Raw genomic sequence first — 23,963 nt, forward strand, 5'->3', positions numbered from 1 at the left:
ACTGTAGCCCTTCTGTAATAAATATTACTGGATCAGTACTTTGCTGGTATAAGTGTTTTTACCATTGGTTACTGTCAGTATGTAGAATCCGCTGGCCATGTTACCGGTACCGATATTCACAACAGCAGCATTAGCTTTCTTGTAAGCTACTACTTTCTTGTTCACATCAATAACAGATACATTTACCGGAGCAGATGCATTGTATTTTTTAACATTCACAACCAGTGTGCTGCCTTTTGCAACCGGGTTTGGATATACCAGCAGGCTGCCATCAGCTTCAACACTCATACCGGTAGCAGGTGTGTGTGCAGCCGCTACTGTTTTAGCTGCTAAACCAACAACGCCGTAGTTGAATTTCTCCCAACCATCGATAGTAGGTCTGGTGCAGGTCATTTCAGCCACACCGTTCTCAGAAGAAACATACATGCCGTTGTTGCCACGCAGGGAGATGCTGCCATCACCGTTATCGATCCAGTCAAACACTTCCCATCCCTGTACGGTTGGTCTGTTACAGGTCATGCTTTGTTCTCCGTTTTCAGAAGATACGAACAGACCACTATTGCTCAGCGCAATCTTACCATTACCAGCGTCTGTTACCAGGAACTGGTTCCAGCCCTGTACAGTAGTAGCATTTGTAAACATAGCGCCTACACCGCCTTTAGAGCTCATGTAGCCACCGTTGTTACCTTGCAGCCAGATCGTTTTTCCGATCGGAGCTGTGCCCGGATTTGGATCAGTACCTGGATCTGTACCAGGATCAGTTGTACCGCCTCTCTGTACTACTACTTCATTGATAGCGCTTAAGAGTGAATTAGCACCGGTAACGTCCTGAGAAAGTTCCCAGATCATGATACCACCACCCTGATCGAATGCCAGGTTAGTTTTAGCCTTGATAGTTGGAATACCGTTGTAACCTACGCCCTGGTAAGTATCAGCATTAGGGCTTGCGCCTCTTGCCAATAACTGAGCATAAGATTCCCAACTATCTCTACCATAGAAAGGCACACCGAGGATCGCTTTCTCTTTAGGCAAGCCACGGCCAACCCAATAGTTCAGGGAACGCTGTGCGTAGCTGTAGGTAGAGTGCTGATATGTATTCTCATCATAAGCCATCAGTGTCAGGTAATCTACCAGCGGGAACACACTACTGAGGATGCTACCGCCATTCTCACCAACAACAGCAGCTGTCAGCGCCTTACCACGGCTATGCAGCTGGGTAGACAGTTGAGTCATCAGCAATACATAGTTATTGGCAGAAGCACCATTATCAGGATATTCCCAGTCGATGTCGGCACCGTCCAGGTTATATTGATTTACGAATGCAATTACAGCGTTTACGAAAGTAGTACGACTGGTTGCATTAGCAGCCAGGTTTTCAAAGCCCTGGTCGTTACCACCGTTCCATCCACCGATAGAGATAGATACTTTTACGCCGGCAGCATGTGACTGGGATACCAGCGCCTGCAGCGCAGCCGGGTTATCCAGCGCCTGTAAAGTACCGTTATTGTTAGGCAGGAGGAATGCATAGTTGATGTGTGTCAGTTTACCATAAGGCACTTTTGCAGTGCTTGGGCTACCTGCCCATCCTGGCCAATAACCAACTACTTTGAATTTATTCGGAGAAGGATTATTTACGGAAGTATCAGGAGTTTCCGGATCTTCAACAGGAGGAGTGCCTGTTACGATACCGAAAGAAAATGCTTCCCATCCCTGTACGCTTGGCCTTGTACAGGTCATAGCAGTTGTACCGTTCTCAGAAGAAATGTACAGACCATTGTTACCTCTCAGCGCTATCTTGCCATCGCCGGTTTCCATCCAGTCAAATTGCTCCCAGCCCTGAATTGTTGGTCTGGTAGCAGTAATTGCCTGTTCGCCGTTTTCAGAAGAAACATAACCGGAATTACCTTTCAAAGCAATCTTACCATTACCGGCATCAATTACCTGGAAGAGTTCCCATGCCTGAGGAGCGTCAGCGTCGCACCACATAGCACCTACACCATTCTTGGTTGTAACATATTTACCATTGAAGCCCTGCAGCCACACGGTTTTACCAATCGGCGCATTCGGGGAGCTTTTGCCAGGAGCAACAGCTGCGATGGTATTCGTATTCTTTACGTTATTGGCGAATTTGATGTTGTTCAATACTGCATTCATGTTACCTGCACCATCCACCAGGTATGGAGGAGGGATACGCAGCAGTGCAGCATTTTCACCAGCATCAAAACGTTTGTAAGTCCAATGGAACCAACCCACTCCGGCAGCATTCATTGCAGTGATATTACCGCGCAACCAGTCGCTGTTATTCTCACCGGTTTCACCTACTACAACTGGTACATTATGTGTGTTACGGAAATTGCTGATATTACCCAGCTCATTGATCTGGTTAGCATCGCCATTAGTAGTGGTAGTAGAAAGAGAAGTGCCATAACGGTGTGCATTGTACACCAGGTTACTTCTGTTGGTAAAGGTGAAAGGCTCGAGGTAGTTGTACTGGTTACCCCAGCCATTACCTTCGATCATGAGCAGGTGAGTATCACCTTGAGCGCGGATAGCGTTGATCAGTCTTTCAAACAGTGCATGGATGCTCTGATTAGCAGGCACGTGGTTAGGCTCGTTGATCAGGTCATAAAATGCGATTCTGTCATCATTGATGTAACGGGCAGAAATACGTTGCCATAAACGTACGGTGATGTCCTGATAGATCGGCTTGTTCCACAGGTCATTGCCTACAAATGCATCAGCGATGTTTGCGTCAGTACCAGCGGCGCCAGGAGCAGCATGCAAGTCTAATACAACATACATATTGTTGGCAGAAGCCCATTTCAACAAACTGTCAGTCAAACGGAAACCTTCCAGGTTAGCGTCGTTGAACAGGCTGTTGCTGTTATACCAGGAAGTCAGCGAGCTTACATAACTGTTGTAAGTGTTGAAGTTACGCGCTACACCATTCCTTACTGCACGCTGTGCAGAAGTCAGGAACAGGTCATAGTGCAATGGCAGGCGGATACTGTTGAAACCGAGGGACGCGATGTAATCAACGTCAGCTTTGGTGATGAAGTTATTACGCCAGTTCTGATAGAAAGCTTCTACAGCTGCATCACTCTGGCCCTGATCATACAGGCCCTTTTTAACGGACCATTGGGTGCCGCCACCACCAGGTCTCATCATGTAACCTTCCTGCAATAACCAGCCACCAACGTTGATCCCTTTAAAGATCACTTCCTGGTTACTGGCATTAACAATACGTTTCCCATCGGCCCGGAGGCGGGACAACTGGGAATAAGCCTGCCCGGCCCCAAGACACAGGGCAAGCAAAAGCAGTGAACAAAATAGTCTTAGTTGACGCAAACTTCGTGGAAGGACGCACAACCGGTTTGTGTAATGGATCTTCATAGAGGGTGTTTAAGGTTTTCACATAGAATAATGGTATGGCTACCGGCTCGGTAAAGCCAGACTAACATAGATGTCGCGTCAAAACTCAACAGGTACTACGCAAACGATTGCTTTTTTTTCAAACATTAGATCGGGGGATCACATTACACTGATGTACAGCGGTATAAAGCGTCAAAAGGACACACGCATGTTGCAACAGGTATCAGGCAGTAAAAAAACCTAGACATGAGGTATACATGCCTTATACCCGACGCATACATGACGCATACATGACGCATAGGTGGAGTTGATCGGTCCGAAGTAACAGGGAGCGCAGGAGTAACACCGGTCCAGGCATGGGGAAACATGCGTTCTTTACTATAAAAAGCAACTCCTCCGGAACCGATCGTTATCATTCCTGGAGGAGTTGTTTAATTGAATGCTATCCGAAGAATTTTACTCTTCATCAATCAGTTTAATGCCCGTCTGGGTAAAGATGATCTTACGTTGTTTATACAATGCACCTGTGGTCATCTTAAATGTCTTCTTACTCATACTAAAGAAATCATAGATCTCTTCAGGGTCAGACTTGTCGTGGTAAGGCAGGTAACCATCATTCTCCTTCAGCAGCCTGAGGATCTTATCAGCTTCGCTTTCCACCCTTTCATAACCGGGTTTGCCGACCACTACATCTATCTTATCTCTTTTGATAGATTTTACAAAGCCTTTTAGTTTATCTCCGATATCCACAGTGCCGAATACCTCACTGTAATGTAAGATACCGGTATGTTGATTATTGATGATCACAACAAAACCGATCTCTGAACGCCGGTAAACGATCATGTCCACAACATCCAGTTCTTTTACAGTCAGGTTTTCGTTGCTTAAATAAGGATCAATTTTTTCTGTAGCAGCAACCCTTCCTGTCAGTTCGTCCAGATAGATCTTCACCAGGTAATCCTGTCCGGGATGCATTTTGCTGATCTGTTTGGAAGCGGGTACAAACAGATCTTTCATCAGTCCCCAGTCCAGGAACGCACCTTGTTCCGTAACACCGGTTGCTTTCAGGTTGACAATGTCGCCTACTATGCCATATGGTTCCTGATTGGTAGCCGTCAATCTGTTCTCTGAATCGTGATAAATGAATACTTTGAGCTCATCTCCTTTTTTTGCATCCTGCGGCACAAAACGTTTAGGCATGAGGATCTCCTGTTCTCCCCCATCCAGGAACAAACCGAACTCACTCTCCTTTTTAACCCGCAACAGGTTGTATTCACCTACTTTATACATGTAATCTCTTATTTAGCCGCAAATGTACAATTACTTTCCCTTGTTCGATCGGATCATCGTTCCGTAATCCTGTTTCCGGGCCAGGGCAGTCACCGCCTGGGCAATACGTTTGGCCTTTGTAGGCTCAGTTTTGGCACTTTCTATCCACTTCATAAAGTAGTTCCTGTGGCCTTTGGTGAGGGTATTAAAGAAGGCCAGTGCGTCCGGCTCGTCGTCCAGGCATTCCATCAATTCCGGGCAAGTAACAGGCTCGGGATTGTCATCCTCCATGATCTGTACAACGAGCTGCGCCCCTACCCTTTTAGCAATCCTCTTACGGATCTCCGCATTCAGCGGCATGATAAACGAGCCATCCCCCATGGGCATCAGCGCGACGGCCTCAATAGCGTATTGGTCCAGTTTACCTTTTACGCGAAATGACTTCTTGTTCCCTGGTTTTAATTCCTGCGCAATATCTTCCGGTATAACGATATAGGTCCATCCGGTCTTCTCTCCCTGCTTCTCAAACCTCAACATGGTAGCGGTATACTTAACCATCTTGCTTTTTTTTGCTAACTTACTTAATAGCTATGAATTTTAACAATCTATAGAATACCGTATTATGCTTGTCTGTGAAACATCCAGGTTAATTATCCGCCAGTTTACCATTGATGATGCCTCTTTTATTTTCCGGTTACTTAATTCACCCATCTGGCTGATATATATTGGCGACAGGAATATCAGGGGCATGAACGACGCGCGCAACTACCTTGTGAACGGGCCACTGGCCAGTTATGATCGTTTTGGGTTCGGGTTATACCTCGTAGCGCTGAGAGAAGGGAATACCCCGGTGGGTATGACAGGATTGATCAAAAGGAACGGATTGGAGGAAGTTGATATAGGATTTGCCTTTCTCCCTGAATATACCGGCCAGGGATATGCTTACGAGGCAGCCAGCGCGGTTAAAGAATATGCTTTAACAACCCTGAAGCTGCCCCGTGTAGCAGCTATTACTACTGAAAAGAACCAACATGCCATCTCCCTGCTTAACAAGATAGGCCTTCACCATGAAAAGATGGTACGGCTACCCGGTAGTGACACTGAATTTATGTATTTCATCAATTAGCGTATCTGTCAGTGCATGAGTGTGTGCTTCAGGACAACAACGGAACGGGCATCTACATTTAATGTCTCTTCAGCGTTATATTCCTCTTCTCCACCGTTTATCCGCCGGTCTTTCGTATCCAGCATCTTTGTCCAGTTATGACCATATTTTTCAGGCGGTAATTTAAAGTCGATCGGTTCATAATGGGCATTGAAAATGATATAAAAACTGTCGTCCACGATCTGCTCACCTTTTGCACCGCTTGCATGTAAACCCTTTCCGTTAAAGAATACCGCCATAGACTTTGCAAAATCATGGCTCCAATGCTCATCAGACATTTCAGCGCCATCCGGAAGGAACCAGGCAATATCTTCCAGTCCGATACCTTTAATAGGTTGCCCCTGAAACCAACGTCTACGGCAAAAGGCAGGATGCGCCTTCCTCAGTGAGATCAGCTGACGGGTGAATTGCAGCAGATCGTGATCGATCTCATTCCAATTAAGCCACGAAAGCTCATTATCCTGGCAGTAACCGTTATTATTACCCTGCTGTGTACGACCCAGTTCATCACCTGCTACGATCATCGGAACCCCTTGCGACAGTAGAAGGGTTGCAAAGAAGTTACGCTGCTGTCTGCTTCTCAGGGCCAGCACCGCTTCGTCTTCTGTCGGTCCTTCGGCGCCGCAATTCCAGGAACGGTTATGATCTTCTCCGTCATTGTTGTCGTCCTGGTTAGCCTCATTATGCTTCTCGTTATAAGATACCAGGTCACGCAGTGTAAATCCATCATGAGCGGTCACAAAGTTGATACTGGCTGTAGGGCTACGATAGTCATTCTTGTAAAGGTCAGAACTTCCGGTGAACCTCTCTGCAAACTCACCTAACATACTGTCGGCGCCTCTCCAGTAGTCGCGGATACAATCCCTGTATTTACCATTCCATTCCGCCCATCCAGGTGGGAATTTGCCTACCTGGTAACCTCCCTCACCGATATCCCAGGGTTCAGCTATCAATTTTACCTGCGAAATAACCGGGTCCTGGTAAATGATATCAAAAAAGGCGCTCAACCGGTTTACTTCATGCAGCTCACGGGCAAGTGTAGAGGCCAGGTCAAACCGGAAACCATCCACATGCATCTCCAGGATCCAGTAACGCAGGCTGTCCATCATCAACCTTAATACGTTGGGCAGATAAGCATTGAGGGTGTTACCAGTACCGGTATAGTCCATATAAAACCGCTTATCTTCTGTTAAGCGATAATAAGCAGCGTTATCAATTCCCTTGAAAGATAAAGTAGGTCCAAGATGATTACCCTCCCCGGTATGATTGTACACCACATCCAGAATAACCTCTATACCTGCCTGGTGTAACACTTTCACGAGCTGTTTGAATTCGGCCACCTGTTCGCCCAATACACCACTCGCGGCATACCTGGCGTCAGGAGCAAAAAAACCGATGGTATTATATCCCCAGTAATTTGTCAGCCCTCTTTCCACCAGGTGCCTGTCCGCCACGAAATGATGCACAGGCATCAGTTCGACAGCTGTCACTCCCAGTTCTTTCAGATAATTGATCGTAACAGGATGTGCCATCCCGGCGTAGGTACCTCTTATTTCTTGGGGTATGTCCGGATGCTGTTTAGTGAATCCCTTCACATGTGTTTCATAAATGATGGATTCATTGTATGGTATCTTTGGCGCTTTATCATTTTCCCAGTCAAAGTAGTCATCGACCACAACACTTTTAGGAATGAACGGAACGCTATCCACGTCACTAAAACTCAGGTCTTCTTCCGGGTCGCCCAGTTTATAGCCAAACAGCGCATCACTCCAATTAATTGTACCGGCAATAGCTTTCGCGTAAGGGTCTATCAGCAACTTTTTTGCATTGAAGCGGTGTCCGTTCTGAGGCTCGTAAGGACCATGTACGCGATAACCGTACAGCTGCCCTGGTTTCACATCCGGGAGATAGCAATGCCACACCTGGTGGGAACGCTCTTTGATCTTTATTTTAACGGCTTCAACCTCATCAGCAGTGGTATTGAACAGACATAACTCCACACCTGTAGCATTATCTGCATATAAAGAGAAATTCACTCCTTTCCCGTCCCAGGTAGCGCCTAATGGATAAGGGCTACCGGGATAAACAACAGTCTGGTTCATAATAAATGATTGGCCTCCCACTTTCTCTTCCCTTGATGAGGAAGAGAAAGCAAGGAGTGTTATTTACTTAATAAAAGTGTCAGATAGCAAGTTCATTTGACTCCAGACTTGAATTTTGTTCCTTTATCTTAGTTGCAGGCAATCCTTCTGCAAAAGCTTTCGCTTCATCCTGCAAAGGCGGCAAATCTGTTGGCAGCGGACCAAAGATCAGGGCCTGGTAAGGTGATAGTGTCACCGTATCATTTTCAAGTCTGAATGAGAGTGTGTTATTCACCAGGGGCTCAGTGCCGGTGTCCAGCACAAATGGCAATTTATATAACACTTCCTCCTTAGAAAAGTTGAGTACTATTAGCAGCTTTTCTTCATCCAGTGTGCGGGTATAAGTATATACCTGCGGATGATCGGCATCTAACAGCTCGTACGCGCCGTAAACCAGCACTGCTTTATGTTTTCTCAACAGTACCAGCTGTCGGAAATACTGAAGAATAGAACGCTCATCCTTGTCCTGAACGGCAGCATTGATCAGTTTATAGTTGTCATTGATCTTCAGCCAGGGTTCCCCTGTGGTAAAACCAGCATTAGGTGAATTATCCCAGGGGAAAGGTGTCCTGCCGTTATCTCTGCCGGTTATCTGGGCATCTTTTAGAAAACGCTCCAGATCTCCACCCTGACTTTTCACATACTTATACATATTGATCGTCTCAATATCCTTGTAGTCTTCTATTCTTTCAAAGCGGATATTGGTCATACCGAGTTCGTCCCCATAATAAAAGATAGGCGTAGCCCTCATGGTAAGCAGGAAAGTGATCAGCATCTTTGCAGAGAGCTCACGGTATTGTTCGTCATCATTTCCCCAGCGACTTACCATCCGGGGTTGGTCATGATTTCCGAGATATATAGTTCCCCATCCCTCCTGTTCGAATACTTTATCCCAGCCCGTATATAGTTGCTTGAATTTCTTAAGGTCCAATCCCCCCGGTTCCAAACGTTTATATCCTTCCTTCGCAAACCCGAGCTGTACGCCTTCAAAATGATATAACATATGCAACTCCTTACGATCTTCTTTCACAAACAACAGTGCCTCATCCTTTGTAATACCGGAAGCTTCTGCCAGCGTGGTTACATCCGGCCTATTCAGCGTTTCCTGATGCATCTCCTGCAGGTATTCATGAAGATGTGGACCGTGTGCATAATACCCCGCCCAGTCCGAATGGTATTTCTCTTTGACGATCTTTTCTACATCCGGCCAGGAGGTATCTTTTGAGATATAACAGATGGCATCCATTCTGAAGCCATCTACGCCTTTGTCGAACCAGAAGCGCATGACATCATAGATCGCTTTGCGGACCTCCGGATTCTCCCAGTTGAGATCAGGCATCTTTTCGGAGAAATAGTGAAGATAGTAGGAGTCAGTAGCTTCGTTGTACGTCCAGGCACTGCCTGTTGGATCGAAATGGCTGTACCGGTGTGGAGGTTTTCCTTTTTCTGCCGGCCACCAATGATAGTAATTATAGTAAGGATTTTCCCGCGATTGCCTGGCGTCTGTAAACCATGGATGTTCATCGCTGGTATGGTTTACTATGATGTCCATCATCAGGCGGATCTTCCTGTCATGCAATCCTTTTATTAATACCTCAATGTCTTCTATTGTACCCATCTCCGTCATGATATCATAAAAGTCACTGATATCATATCCATTATCATCATTAGGAGATTTGTAAACAGGATTTAACCATACCATATCTATTCCCAGGCTTGCTATATAGTCCAGTTTAGATATGATGCCCTGTAGATCTCCGATACCATCACCATTGCTATCTTTAAAACTCCATGGATAGATCTGGTAAATTATCGACTCTTTCCACCAGTTTTTATCCCTGATTACTTTATTTGACATAGACCTACATTTCGGGTTAATGACATTATCATCTGCAAAAACCCTGCACAGGTCACTTAACTATATGAATACCGGAAGAAAGTTGTTTTTTTCCCGTCAGACTGTAGAAATAGCGCCGCATTGCTTCCACATTCCAAGTGGTCGATATCGTTTCTATCGGTAGGCGTTTGTACTGGCATACTATTTTCGCTTTTCATGCAAAAAAACATTGGCAGAGAATTATACTTTTGCAGGGGCCGCTTTGCAGCCTGATAACACATGCAAATTCAGCGTTTGGGCGCCCTTTCGTAAACAAATGGTGTTGTCTCTTATTCACCCTCAGGAGACGACGTATTACATGGAACGTGATGACCGTGGTTACTGGCATGTGCAGGCAGATAATGTACAGGCAGGCACACGTTACAAATATTTTCCGGATGATGACGATCCTCTTCCTGACCCGGCCTCCCGCTGTCAACCGGAGGGAGTACATGGCCCATCCGAAGTGGTAGATACCCTTTTCGAATGGACAGATGGGGACTGGCAGGGACTTGAGCTGCATGAACTGATCATCTATGAATTGCATACCGGTACTTTTTCACCTACACATGACTTTCAGGGGATTATTGGTCGTTTGGAATACCTGCGCTCCCTGGGGATTACTGCAATAGAGATCATGCCTGTCGCCCAGTTTCCGGGAGACCGCAACTGGGGTTATGATGGTGTTTACCCGTTTGCCGTACAACATTCCTATGGTGGTGTAAAAGGATTGAAAGCACTTGTAAACGCGGCGCATCAGCATGGCATTGCGGTTATTCTTGATGTTGTGTATAATCACCTGGGGCCTGAAGGCAACTACTTCTCCCAATACGGCCCATGGTTCACGGATAAATACAAAACACCCTGGGGACCTGCCATAAACTTTGATGATGCCTGGTGCGATGCTGTAAGGGGCTATTACATACAAAATGCATTGATGTGGCTGGACGAGTTCCATATTGACGGTTTACGCATGGATGCCGTACATGCTATATGGGATTGTAGTGCAAAACATTTTACGGCTGAGTTATCAGAAAAAGTGGATGAACTGCAGACACGCCTGGGTAAGAAGAAATTACTGATCGCAGAATTGGACCTTAACAGTCCGCGGTACATCACCCCTCGTGAGCAGGGAGGTTATGGTATGCATGCGCAATGGATAGACGAGTTTCATCATGCATTGCGCAGTCTGCTGACAGGAGATGTAAACGGGTACTATGCTGATTTCGGCGGACTTGCACCGCTGGCAAAATCATTCCGCGACTCTTATGTATATACCGGCCAGTATTCAGTAGTACGTAAGAGAAATTTCGGGATCGATCCCTCGGGAAAGGATTACCATCAATTTATTGTCTTCGCTCAGAACCATGATCAGATCGGTAATCGCATGTTAGGCGATCGTCTGAATACTAATATTCCTTTTGAAGCACAGAAGCTGGCGGCAGCCGTACTGTTATTATCACCACATGTTCCGATGCTCTTTATGGGCGAGGAATATGGAGAAATGCGGCCATTCCAGTTCTTCACCAGTCACAGCGACAAAGACCTGATAGCGGCAGTCACAGAAGGCCGCAGAGAAGAATTTGCTTCATTTGCGTGGGAAGGAGAAATTCCCGATCCTCAATCGGATGATACCTTTAATAATTCAACACTCAGCTGGGACACAACGTCTGACGAGGCGAAAGCATTAACCGAGTTGTATCGCTTTCTTATCGCCTTCAGGAAAACCCGTAGAGCGATGGTAGAAACCTCCCGTGACTGTGTGGAAGTACGTACGCCATCAACACATCTATTGGCAGTAGAACGTACCGCAAAAGGCGACAGGCTTTTACTACTCTTCAATTTCAGCGAACACACTGTTCAATACATACACAACGGCGATGAAGCACTGGAAAAGAAATTTGATTCCGCCGCCGCTATATGGAACGGACCCGGGAGTGACGCTCCTGATGAAGCTAAATCATCAGCAGTTATAACATTACAACCATACTCAGCTATCGTATATGAACTCATATAATCCGCCTTCAGCTACTTACCGTTTACAGCTACATGGAGACTTTACTTTCGATGCCTTAAAAGACATCCTGGACTATCTGCATATGCTTGGTATTTCCACCATATATGCGTCTCCAATATTTACTGCAACACCAGGAAGTATGCATGGCTATGATGTAACGGAACCTCATCAGATCAATCCGGCGATCGGCACTATCGAACAACTGCGTGAAATAAAGAAAACTCTCCAGCAAAAAGGTATGACGTGGTTACAGGATATCGTGCCTAATCATATGGCGTTTCATCCATCCAATGCCCGTTTGTACGACGTAATGGAACGAGGCCCGTTATCTCCGTATTATGAATATTTCGACATAGACTGGCAACACCCGGAACTATCAGGCAAAGTAATGACGCCTTTCCTGGGAAAACCATTGGATGCCTGTATAACAGATGGCGAAATAAAACTTGTCCTAACAGATCAGGGGTATGCCATTAGTTATTTTGAACAGACATTTCCGCTGTCTATCTCCGCATATGATTGTTTACAATCTGTTCTGACAGACAGTGACGTTAAACCCGTATATGAATTGCTGGATGCCCTTTATCAGCATGCCACTACAGGCGGCGCGCTAAAAGACTGGCAACAGATGAAACATCAGTTATATACATCTGCAAACCAAACGTTCCTGAAGGGCATTGCTGACCGTGTTAATAACGATAAGGCCTTACTGACCAACCTTATGCAACAGCAGTATTATCATTTATGTAATTGGCAGGAAGCTGATAAACAGATGAATTACCGCCGTTTTTTTACTGTTAATGAGTTGATCACGCTTAGAATGGAATCGCCTGCCGTATTTGACGAATATCATACCTTCCTGCACAGTCTTTACAGGGAGGAATTAGTCCAGGGGCTTCGTATTGATCATATTGATGGTTTACGGGACCCGGAAACCTATATTCAACGGTTGCGGCTTCTCTTTGGCAGCAGCTGTTATATCATTGCTGAGAAGATCCTCGAAAGCCAGGAAAATATACCTTCTGACTGGGCATTGCAGGGTACCAGCGGATATGAATTCCTTTCCATCACCAATCACCTGCTGACTAACCCGGCAGGCGAGAGACAACTACAGGCATTCTATCAGGAGTTGTTTCCTGACACCGCCAATTACCAGGACATCGTATTCGAAAAGAAGAGACTGATCCTCGAACGATATATGGGTGGTGAATGGGAGAACCTCGTTCGCTACTGTTATGCCTTAAAACTGGCTGATGCACGCACTAATCGCGATCAATTAAAAGAGGCACTTGCCCTGTTTATTGTCTGCCTTCCCATTTATCGCCTCTATCCTGCTCATTGGCCGCTGGATAGTTATTCAGAAGAGATCATCCGAACTACCTTCGCCAGCATGCGTTCCCTGAACCGCCTTGCCGAGACGGAGATAGCGTTGCTTGAATCGCTATGGGAAGATATTCCGGATGGTGACAAAGCCCGTAACAGGCTCCTCTTTCTCCAGCGACTGATGCAGTTTACCGGCCCTGTTACAGCCAAAGGCGTGGAAGATACCACCTTCTATGTGTACAACGCCCTACTCTCACACAACGAAGTAGGTGACAGTCCGGCGATAACCGGTTATTCCACCGATACTTTCCATCAACGGCTGACCGCCCGGCAACAGCACACACCTTCTTCTCTGAACACTACTGCGACCCATGACACTAAACGTGGCGAAGATGGCCGTATTCGCCTGAATATGCTGTCGCTCATGCCGGATGTCTGGCAGCAACAGGTTAGCCTGTGGAGAGACTTAAACGGCCCTTCTACCCTCACTCCCGGTGATGAGTACTTTATTTACCAATCCATTGTTGCAGGTTTTCCGGCAGATGGCATTGTTACTCCAGTCTACATTGAACGCTTGCAACAATACTTTATTAAAGCCATCCGGGAAGCGAAAGTCAATACCTCCTGGGCTGCTCCTGAAGAGGCCTACGAGACTAATGGCACCAATTTCATCCAGCAAATCCTGACAGATGAAAATGGTTTTGTTGAAAGCGCCCGCTCCTTAGTTGAAAAAGTCAATCAGTATGCCTTTATCAGCTCACTCGCTCAAGTGTTGATAAAAATAACTGCTCCTGGCATTCCCGATATCTACCAGGGCTGTGAACTATGGGATTACAGCTATGTTGATCCGGACAATCGTCGTCCGGTAGACTATGCCATTCGCAAACAATACCTCGAAACGATCATTGCGAAAGAAAATACACCAGAGTTCTTCAGTTATCTTTCAGAACACCGTCTGCTCGGATTCGAGAAGTTATTTGTGACCTGGAAGGCGTTAAACTTCCGTCGTACGCATGCTGATCTATTTCTGACAGGCGATTATATTCATTTACAATGCAGTTCCGAAAAAATAGTTGCATTTGCCAGGGTGCTACGGCAACAATGGGTGGTTGTTATCGTTCCCCTACCCGGAGAGCGGGATACAACCGGTTCTGTCTCGCTACCAGCAGGCGCTCCGTCGTCCTGGCGGAACATTTTTACCGGTGAAATGTTAGATAGTAAAGGGCAGATATTAGTGGCGGATATCTTTAAAACTTTTCCAATGGGACTGCTGACAAATGAAATTTGAAAAAAAATTTGTTGGTTTTAAAAAAGTTTCTACATTTGCACTCCCTGACACGGAAATCAGTTGCCCAGATGGCGAAATTGGTAGACGCACTGTGTTCAGGTCGCAGCGCTCGCAAGGGTGTGCTGGTTCGAATCCAGTTCTGGGCACGTAATGGCTCTGTAAGTCTTTGATTTACAGAGCTTTTTTTATGCCGTGATGTCAATAATTCACTGATTTTAACGCTTTCTACCACTATTATTGACACTCAATTGACACACGGTATGACACACAAAAATTGTGGTACCTCTCTATCGATTAGCCATCGAAAAGAATCCAAACAAAATTCTCTCAGCTATGGTTTCCACCTGCAAGGGTATGATGGCTACACGCTATACTCCATTAGCTACTTGAACTCTGCCAAAAAGAATACGACTCATATTTATGGCAGTTTAAGAATCGCCGTTCTGGCAGTGCATGACAAACTTGTCTCGTTTTTTTACAAAGTTTTTTACACCCTCTTTTTGACACTATTTCACTTACTTATTCATTGCGGTTTAAAAACCACGTTTGCCCTGCTATTGCCAGATGGTACGGCATATTCGTTGTGCACTAAATTCTATAACCTTCAAGCCACAACGATATGAACATATTAGAGCGCCCAAATAGAAAAGGAGATAAAATCACCTTTTATTATGACTATGGTCGTGGCCGTGGTCAGCGACCTTCAACTGGTATTTTTGTTTATACCCGTCCCAAAAACCAAACTGAAAAAAATCACAATAAACAGGCGAGAGACCTACTTGAGGTTAAGAAAAGTCACTTAATAATTGAACAACAGGCCATAGGTACGGGATTTATACCAGCCCATAAGTTTAAAGCTAATTTCCTTGAATACTTTGAGGAATATGTGAGACTAAATAAACGAGATGGAAATCGGCACCTAGCTAACAGCCTTGTCCAATTTAAAGAATTTATTGCCTGTGACTTTATATCTCCTGTAGATGTGACGGAGAATCTTTGTAAGCGGTTTAGGCAGTTCCTTCTCGATAAATTTACTGGGGAGACACCTGCCAACTATTACGCAAGATTGAAGTGGGTTCTTAAAGCGGCAACAAGCGACGGCTATTACAGAGTAAATCCAACAGAAAAAATTAACTCAAAATCAAATCCCAGCATTCAACTGAAAGAAAACTTAGAAGTTGAAGAATATCTTGCTTTACTCAATACTCCTTGTTTAAATGAGGAAATACGAGAGGCGTTTGTTTTCTGCTGCTATACTGGCCTTCGTTGGGTTGACGTTGACTGTCTTTTCAATGATCATATTAAAGAGGGTATACTTACCACTCGGATTATCCAGGCAAAAACAGGACAGCCAGTTACACTTACGCTACATCCCATAGCTCAGGCAATTGTGGCAAAGCAGAGGAAGAAAAAAGGTAATCTCTCTAGTAATACCAAACTTTTTCAGATTCCAGGCCGCAATGGCTGTAATAAAACATTGGAGAAATGGGTTAAATCCGCTGACATAAAGAAACATATTACTTGGTCTTGTGCTCGCCTTTCTTTCTCAATACTCCTTCAGGATAAAAATGTAGACGATGCCACAGTCGCAGCCCTATTAGGCCATACAACTACTACTCAGGTGAGAAAAGTATATAAAAGACACAGACCTAAAGATCAAACCGAAACGATTAGCAAATTACCATCACCTAACATCAGTCAATACTTTCTGCACTTGCCTGAAGGAGTAAAAGAGGAATAAAAGAAAAATGGCTGTCCGCATTGGACAGCCATTTTTCTTTCAATGCAAATCTCAACGTTTCTTTTTCAGATCAGCCTCCATCACTGAAACTTTTTCACCGGCCAACATCTTTTCAAGATTTTCTCTTTTGTAGTAGCCATTGTCGTTCTTATATAGGCCAAATTCCTCACATTTTTTGGCAAACTGCGTACGGCCAAGATTGCAGAAAATTAATGCCTCTTCCGGTTTTAAAAATGGTTTGAAACAAAGGGCAATAGCTCTCATAGTAACTAATTCATCCTGTTTTATCATAAAACGGTTTTGAAAGCAAATATGAAGTATTCGGAAAAGACAGTTTCCTACTATTACTCTGTATTGCCCACTTTGGCCAAACAAAGTTGAATTATACTTAGTATTGCTCAAAACTATTTTTTATAGCCATTGGAATTGACAAGCTGATAGAGGAAATTACTCAATTCCTATGCATACTAATATAGTACACCAAAAATAAATTATTTTCAAGGTCATAATTATATGTTTATGAACCAACCCCGTCCGGCTGATCTTGGCACACTCTATAAATATCGAATATGGAATGATAAATATGCGAAGAAAACGTTGACTGATTCAGAAGTCTTCCTTTCCTCCCCCGACCAATTTAATGATCCCTTTGATGCAACTTTTCCTTTTCGCTACAAAGAGGAAGATCTTACTCCCGATAACATATTCAAAAAATTGTATGAGTTAGGGAAAAGAGAATGGCCAGAAATGAAAGACGAAGAATTGCACCAACTATGCTATGAACGTCAAATGAGCGTGGATTTTACAGCAGATGCATTTTGGATGGATGAGTATCCAAGCTGGAAAGCAGATATTAATGCAAAATTCGGTATACTATGCTTGACTAAATCGAAAGATAATTTGTTAATGTGGTCACACTACGGTGACTCCCATAGAGGGTTTTGCGTTGGATTTAATCCGGAAATTTTATTTGATTGCATTCAAGGCCAATTGGGGCCAGTTATTTACTCAAATGATTTTCCAGTTTTGGGGCTTTTTGATAATACACAGGAGGGCTTGACAAGAATATTATGTACTAAATCGGAACATTGGCAATATGAGGATGAACACAGATTTGTAAAGATCGACGGATCCCGAAAGATCATTAAATTACCAGACGAGGCTATAACAGAAATTATACTTGGCTGTAATATGCCTGACGCCTTCAAAAAAGAAATTATTCTATTAGCAGACCAGAAATTTCCAGGGGCAAAAATATTTGAAGCGACAGTAGATTTAAAGGCATTTAAACTAAATATGATTCCGATAATAAGAGCCGTTGCCGCCTAGTTTTTTTTATTTAAAAGATATTAACAAAAAGTGCGAACAGACGTCCACGTTTTGTTAACAACAAACTGTTAGTTTTCTTAATACTTTCGAATTACATGGCTTGTGCATAGTTATCATCAAACACGTCCAACTCTCCTCCTTGATTGTATCTGCCAAATTGAATTGCCTTTCCCGGCTGTGGCAGCTCAATTACCACATCCACATCATGCTGAAAATCATTCGCCCCTCTGAACTGCCCCCCCTTAGTAACCTGGAAAATGTATATGAAGGATTTACCTGCGTTGGTCGCTTTCAGCCTGCGCAGATCATCAGGTGTCAAACCGAGACGAGTAACACTGTCAAGGAAAATGTACTGGAAGGAACTAAGATCTGCCGGTAAGGAAGATGCTACCATAAGGCGAGGATGCCTTACCCTTTCCAGCTTATCCCGAAGTGTCTTGCTGAACCCTTCTTCTTTGGCAACAAATAAAACTGGCCCATGTGAACGGGCAAGATACCCAGCAAAGTCAGCGCAAAGAGTGGATTTCCCAAATTTGGGACGTGCAGAAACCATCGCAGTAAAACCAGGAGAAGGATCACCTATAAAATCCCGCCACTTCCCAGTAAAACCAATTGTAGGAAACTCCTTTTGTACAAAATCAACGCTACTTATAACTTCCGGCACTTCATCAAGACCGTTCAAAGAATGATTGCCACAGGCACAACCGTCTAGGCCGGATAATATGCCCTGCAGTCCGAATAATATTGCAGGTTCAATACTTAGTACTTTCGTATTTCTATCTGCTATGAAATTTTGCAGATTCTGCTGTATCGTGAGCATATGAGAAGTATAAGGGTCGCTATTCGTTAGACTACCCTTATTATAGGCGCGATCGATCTGCGCCAGCAAAGCTGTAGCCTTATCCTTTACACCGGCCTTTTGATGCAGACCAATATACCGTTTGATAAAGCCTACAGAAGATAATAATTTTTCGCCTGTCACAGACTGTTTAAACTGTTCCCGGGTTTCTGGTGTCAGTATAATGGTTATTTTATCCTTCATTGTATTGTGGGTCTCTATCAACCGGTTCTGTATGTAGGTGATTTGCTCCGCCCACTGAGAAGTCTTTCGAATGCGCTTCTCTACAATAGCTTTCTGTAGCGCATTAATAAACCTGAGTATCTGCTCCTTAACCTGTGTTTTCTCATGCATATTTAAAAAACGCCTGATAAACCTCAACTCATCCGGTATACGGGATACCATCAGAGGGGCTGTATTGTTATCCTCCTTTGCAGCTTTCTGCTTTAGTGAGTCAGCTTTCGTTTTTTTTTCTTTATTGGGTTTTGGCGTTGCCCCCTTGGCGGTTGCTACTCGCTGCTTCGCCTCATACTGCTGCATTTGTTCTAAATGGAGGTCAATGGCTTCTTTTATGGCTTGACTACTTTGATAGCCTGCCCAGCTTGTACCATTTTTCGTTGCCTTCACAATGAACTGATGGCTTTCCTGTAATAATGCTGGAAGACTGTTTATACTGACAACCTTAATCCGGTCGAAATAATTGTCTGTTGTAAACATGGAGTAGATTTTAGAGAAGTTGATCGTTATGCAGCCATGCGCATACGTGATTGCAACTTTAGTTTTATAATAAGCGCTTCAGCTTCCAATTCCAGTATATCCATATCTGGCTCTGCTGGAAAAATATTTACAGGTTCCTGCTGCTGATTTGCTCTCATCTCAGCGCTTTCGTCCAAAGGTGGTGGGATGGCAATAACCCTACGCTCTGCAGTGGTAGTAATTTCTTGCTCTATCTGGCGGAACTGAGCACCATTCAGGGTTACAGAAACGCCATGTTTATCACCCAATATCCGCACAAAGTCATTTATTCGGTTCTCATCCAGCCAGGCGCTCATATTATTGGAGACTTTTTCAAAATTGTTCCCCTCAACCAGTGCAAGTAGATCTCTATCTAAGTAAATATCCCCCGAACGCTGACGAGAACCGGATACAATAACCCGGAACTTACCCACCTTCTTAAAAAAGGAAATCCCGTTATCTGTAGTAAGTTGAGCGCCGTTGACAATTGAACGGATAAACGGAAGCGCTTTTAAGATAGGCACGGTAACATTGTCAGCAACTTCTTCCCCAGGATTCCAGTGTTCCGGCATTAAAATGCCTTTCTTAGTTTGTCCATCTATTGTCGTATAGCTTACCAATTTTCCCCGGAAGTCCGAAAAAGCTTGTAGGAGATTGCCGGTAATGATATGGCGGGTTGTACGGTCTACACTGCTTTGTTTTACATATTCAGCCCAATTGTCCAATAACGCTTCTTTGCCGGATGGTTGAATTATATCACTGCTCGCTCCGATAATCTCCAACAGGTTTGCGGACATAGAGGCCGGGAAAACTATGTACTTGGTGCTACCAGCAATAGCAAATCGTAGCCGCACCTGCGAAGGGGTAAATGGGTTTTTCTTTTTATTATCAATGGCCACACCTAAGAATACAGCCGGTAACATTTCTTTCCCCCCTGAATAGCTTTCTACCGGGTAAAGAAGCGAACGAGAGATATGAAAAAACTTAAACAGGCGCAGTAGATAAACTTTCCTATTGTATGCGGTTGTTTCAGCATTGTGTAATTTCTTCTCCCTGGCCTCTTGCAATTCCGTTTCTCGTGCCGTTACTGCTTCCTGCCATTCCATAGTGCCATTCTCTATCTTTTGTATCTTCTTTTCGTTAGGAATGTCACGGATTATGCCCTCGTAGTAGTTCCGTATTTCATCCAGCTCCTTATCCAGGCGTTGTTGCCAGTCTGTTTCATAAGTATTAATGAGAGACTGTTTGAGTGCATCCGACGTTCCGTCCTTCAGAGCATCAGCCAGAAGATTATCCAGTTCCGTATGGCTAAAAGGTTTCTTTAGGACGTTCGCCTTAACTGTTTCAAGTACACTGTCTGTACCAAACACGCTGCCCGCTCCATTACCCATTTTCACCACACGGGCGCTGGTCGTCTCTGCCTGTAAGGCCATAGCCTCGACTTCCAGATCATACTCGCCAACTTGCTTTAGATATTCCACGTAATCACCGTACCGCTCCGCAATTTCGTTGTAAAAATCTGTCTGCATTTTTGTTGACAACACCGCTACGCGCCCACTTACACGCATAGCCGCATCTTCGCTGTTAGAGGGGGTGGCACCTTCACTATCCTCCTCAGAACGCAATATATGAAGGGGATCGTCCAGCAGTTTGTTTACGTCTGGATTTTCTATCAGGTATTCCTTTACGATCTTATCACCGTATTTATTCAGGAAGTCCGGCACGTCGAGTATTTTTGTCGATTGCTTCTGGTTGCTAGTAGTATTGGCATCCAGGGATTTTAATTTCTTTTGGAGCATCATCATGAGACGTTGCTCTGCCGGTATTGAACTTATAAGGTAATCGTAGATTGGTTTAAGTATCTGTCCCGTGCGGTTGATACGTCCACGCTTCTGTACCTCGGTCGAAATATCTAGCTCTGCCTGCAGCACAATCATTACACGCTGCCGTACCTCCTCCCTTGATACTCTACCTGTAGGTATTGCGTGTGCGGAGGCACCAGTACTACCAGATTGATTAATCATCAGCACATCTACCTCGTTATTATTGAACCTGCGGAATGCATCATTTACATTCAATCTCCTGCGGGAAAGTACCAGTCCCATACCCGTCTGCCTGTTGAGTTGTAGTTCATATTTCCTGCCGGTAACTTCTGCAACACTGTAACCTTCTGCTCTAAGTCTCTGTACAATAACATCAATGGGAGAAATAGTAATACCAGTCGATACATCACTTATACGTTCGCTAATACGCTGGTATTCCAATGAAGCTGCTTCTCCTAGTTCATGCACAGCAAACTTTTTATATACCGGTTTGCCTGTAACATCTTTTTCAGTGTATCGTAAAACACCATCCAATCCCCGCCAGAGCACCTCGGAAAAATCTGCGTTGATTGTGTCGCCGTCTGACACAGGCATACCCGTCTCAGCTTCCAATGTCTCAATGAAACTCCCCATTGTACTGGCAAACGCAATCACAGGTTTTTTGCCCTCTTTTAGTCGCATGATGGTACGTTCAGCAACCGCGTCTGCTTTCAGGGAGAACAGCATTTGATTGATAACCTGAAAGATCTTCGAAAAGTATGGGAGATTATCGACGCCAGCCTGCGAAGTCCCTTCCCGTAAAGTAGTTTCTTTACCTTCCGCTGCTGCTATTTCATCAAGTGCCTCCACTTGTGCGTCTACGTAATTTTTCTGGAAGGCAATAATATCACGAAGTATCTCGGTAATATTATCAGCTATAGCCTTATGTTCTTCGGACATATCTGCCAGGGTAAGATAGTTCACTTCTACTCCCTCAAATGATCGCTCACGGCGCAACATCTGGCCCTCACTTACGAGTTGTGCACTCAATACCTCTTGCAATGCTACGCCACCTCTTGTAATAGCCTCCACTAATGCCTCCTTGCTCATGGTACAATCGGCTATAGCCGTCTTCATGGCATAGATCGGCATATTATCTGCGCGTTTGGCAAAAGTCGCAGATAGGAATATTACGCCGCGCGTTTCAGCCACTACACCCTGCATAAATCTACCGGTATTAGATGCGCCGCTGGAGTTATGCGCTTCGTCCATGATAATGATATTATCCTGCGCGATGTTTTGTAAAAAACGCGGCTTCTCCGGCTTTTTATCTGCACTGTTAAACTGGCTATAAGTGGCAACCACAAAGTCATAGATCGCAGGAAGTGTACCACTGGCAGTAATATTTTTCTGTTGCTGCAATTCGGGGGCCTGATAGATCACATTGCCATCCTCATCTTTTATATCCGATTTTGATTCTCGGTTATTGACAATGAATGGGCGAAGATGACCACTTCCGATAGCAACCAAATCACGATATATGTCAGAGAATAGGTTTGCCTTCTCCGTCAGAAATACCGGCTTCAATCCTTGTTCGGTCGCATACCTGATAATGGAGGCGGCAACTCGCCCTTTCCCGATTCCGGTTTGATCGCCAATTATCATGCCCTGTGCTCTCGCCTCGATATTGTAAATAGCCACACCTACAGCGTCGATCTGTTCCGCACTGAGCGCACGGCATAATGCTACTTTGGTATCATAGCCCAGCCGGTGCCGAACAAAGTTATCCATGTCGCCACCCACTTCTCTGCGTATCCTGTCTACTGCGGATTGTGTCTCAAAGGCCATACTATCAGGCACTTGTGTATTCAGTACCACGCAGGCCTGGGAGGCTGGCGAGTAGGGAGCACCAAGTGTTTCACCAGCGATACTTTTACGGAGCTTGTTTACCAATTTCAAGGCTTCATCTTCAAGTTTCATATCGAATGTCTTTATCACCGGAAATTCAGTAATAGTGTGCATATGTTTCTTAATCGGTGTCACTACACGATCAAAGAGTTCATCAAATCCACGTACTACAGTATCCCGTAGTGGCTGATGGAGCGGGGCTACACCTTCAGGGTGAGGTTTACGTCCGTTTATCAAAATCAATCGAACGTTGAAAGCTGTTCCCTGCCTACTGTACAGTTTTCTGCCATCAATATTGATTACATCTTCAACATAATATCGAGAGTACAGGTAATTAAAAAAAATGCGGTTCTTACCCGCCTGTATCCTTCCCCGGTCATCCCATGTTGTATGACCACCAATTATAATCGCCGCTTTTCCATTGCTGACCATTGTATTTAAAGCATATATTGCCATTACATGTTCAAGGCTTGAAATCTTGTAACCATCAAAGTATATTCCCACGTCCAGGGTGCCAAAGGGAGGATTAGTTAATACTGCCTGAAATGTATTCTCTAAATCAAAGAAAGGCTTTGTTGCATCTCTGCTCCAAACATTCGCGAATCCTTGTACTTGCAAATTTCCACGCCGGATAGCATCGATTTCATTCACATACACCTGATTCGGCATTGCAGCAATAGTAAGCAATCCGTTGCCTGCTGACGGCTCAAATGCAAGCCCACCAGTAGACGCTAATTTGTCCAAGCCACAGAAAACGCCCATCAGGTAACCAATTGGCGCGGGGGTACTATATTGCTGTAATAATATGCTCTGACTTGTGCGGTGAGAAAGGTTTACCTGCCTCTGGTATAGTTCTACAATCTTTTCAAAACGTTGTCGTACAGTACCGCTACTGCTTGCATAGTGCCGGGCTGCCTTCACGATTGCCAATTCGGTCAACTCTTTTACTTCCGTTTTGTCTGTAATGCCGTATTCAGAAACTGCTAACTTCTCTAAACTAATTTTTGTATGCTTATCATTTTTTTTTTGAAGTAATTCCTTCATTACTTCCCGCACAAAAGATTGCCCTTTAAAACCTAATGACTTTGCTTCGTTCGGCATATTACGTGTATTGACGTTGGGCTAATGGTGATCTGTCATCAAAGAGGACCGGATATAT

The 23,963-nt window shown here is 44.6% G+C and carries 13 protein-coding genes and 1 tRNA gene; 6 read left to right on the forward strand and 8 right to left on the reverse strand.

Going from position 1 to position 23,963, the window contains the following annotated elements:
- Window positions 1-24 precede the first annotated feature (24 nt).
- The 3 genes from C7475_RS30030 to C7475_RS30040 all read right to left on the reverse strand — a co-directional run bounded on the left by C7475_RS30030 (window position 25) and on the right by C7475_RS30040 (window position 5,199).
- Window positions 25-3,393, reverse strand: coding sequence for a glycosyl hydrolase family 18 protein (locus C7475_RS30030; RefSeq protein ID WP_110057133.1), 3,369 nt, complete (start codon window positions 3,391-3,393; stop codon window positions 25-27).
- Window positions 3,394-3,828: 435 nt separating this feature from the next.
- On the reverse strand, window positions 3,829-4,662 hold the full coding sequence (locus C7475_RS30035; protein ID WP_110057134.1) for a S1 RNA-binding domain-containing protein: 834 nt from the start codon (window positions 4,660-4,662) through the stop codon (window positions 3,829-3,831).
- Between the two features lie 30 nt (window positions 4,663-4,692).
- Window positions 4,693-5,199, reverse strand: a complete 507-nt coding sequence (locus tag C7475_RS30040) for a YdeI/OmpD-associated family protein (protein WP_110057135.1) — start codon at window positions 5,197-5,199, stop codon at window positions 4,693-4,695.
- A gap of 64 nt (window positions 5,200-5,263) precedes the next feature.
- On the opposite strand from C7475_RS30040, the gene C7475_RS30045 reads away from it, so the two are divergent.
- Entirely contained in the window at window positions 5,264-5,767 is a 504-nt protein-coding gene (locus C7475_RS30045; protein WP_110057136.1) for a GNAT family N-acetyltransferase, read from the forward strand.
- 8 nt (window positions 5,768-5,775) lie between these two features.
- Here the strand turns inward: C7475_RS30045 and glgX are convergent, their stop codons facing one another.
- Window positions 5,776-7,908 carry a glycogen debranching protein GlgX gene (glgX, locus tag C7475_RS30050; protein ID WP_110057137.1) on the reverse strand — a complete coding sequence of 711 codons (2,133 nt, stop codon included), beginning with the start codon at window positions 7,906-7,908 and terminating at the stop codon, window positions 5,776-5,778.
- 79 nt (window positions 7,909-7,987) lie between these two features.
- Entirely contained in the window at window positions 7,988-9,805 is a 1,818-nt protein-coding gene (locus tag C7475_RS30055) for an alpha-glucosidase (protein ID WP_110057138.1), read from the reverse strand.
- Between the two features lie 241 nt (window positions 9,806-10,046).
- Between C7475_RS30055 and treZ the strand changes: the two genes are divergently transcribed.
- From treZ to C7475_RS30075, 4 genes are all read left to right on the forward strand, one after another.
- A complete protein-coding gene (gene treZ, locus C7475_RS30060) occupies window positions 10,047-11,840 on the forward strand; it encodes a malto-oligosyltrehalose trehalohydrolase (protein ID WP_233260016.1) in 1,794 nt (597 codons plus the stop codon).
- Window positions 11,827-14,451: a malto-oligosyltrehalose synthase gene (gene treY / locus C7475_RS30065; RefSeq protein ID WP_110057140.1), complete on the forward strand. Its 2,625-nt coding sequence runs from the start codon at window positions 11,827-11,829 to the stop codon at window positions 14,449-14,451. Before treZ ends, treY begins: the two co-directional genes overlap by 14 nt.
- A gap of 62 nt (window positions 14,452-14,513) precedes the next feature.
- Window positions 14,514-14,597 (forward strand) — tRNA-Leu (locus C7475_RS30070).
- Window positions 14,598-15,070: 473 nt separating this feature from the next.
- Entirely contained in the window at window positions 15,071-16,192 is a 1,122-nt protein-coding gene (locus C7475_RS30075; RefSeq protein WP_110057141.1) for a site-specific integrase, read from the forward strand.
- A gap of 51 nt (window positions 16,193-16,243) precedes the next feature.
- On the opposite strand, the gene C7475_RS30080 is transcribed toward C7475_RS30075, so the two are convergent.
- Window positions 16,244-16,483, reverse strand: a complete 240-nt coding sequence (locus tag C7475_RS30080; RefSeq protein ID WP_110057142.1) for a hypothetical protein — start codon at window positions 16,481-16,483, stop codon at window positions 16,244-16,246.
- A 228-nt stretch (window positions 16,484-16,711) separates the two neighbouring features.
- On the opposite strand from C7475_RS30080, the gene C7475_RS30085 reads away from it, so the two are divergent.
- A complete protein-coding gene (locus C7475_RS30085) occupies window positions 16,712-17,521 on the forward strand; it encodes a DUF2971 domain-containing protein (protein ID WP_158286656.1) in 810 nt (269 codons plus the stop codon).
- A gap of 91 nt (window positions 17,522-17,612) precedes the next feature.
- Here the strand turns inward: C7475_RS30085 and C7475_RS30090 are convergent, their stop codons facing one another.
- The gene (locus C7475_RS30090) at window positions 17,613-19,076 is read right to left on the reverse strand and encodes a hypothetical protein (RefSeq protein ID WP_110057144.1); all 1,464 of its coding nucleotides are present in this window, start codon (window positions 19,074-19,076) and stop codon (window positions 17,613-17,615) included.
- Window positions 19,077-19,102: 26 nt separating this feature from the next.
- Window positions 19,103-23,905, reverse strand: a complete 4,803-nt coding sequence (locus C7475_RS30095; protein WP_110057145.1) for a strawberry notch C-terminal domain-containing protein — start codon at window positions 23,903-23,905, stop codon at window positions 19,103-19,105.
- Between the last annotated feature and the right edge of the window lie 58 nt (window positions 23,906-23,963).

This window comes from Chitinophaga sp. S165 (assembly GCF_003182155.1).
Classification (GTDB): Bacteria; Bacteroidota; Bacteroidia; order Chitinophagales; family Chitinophagaceae; genus Chitinophaga.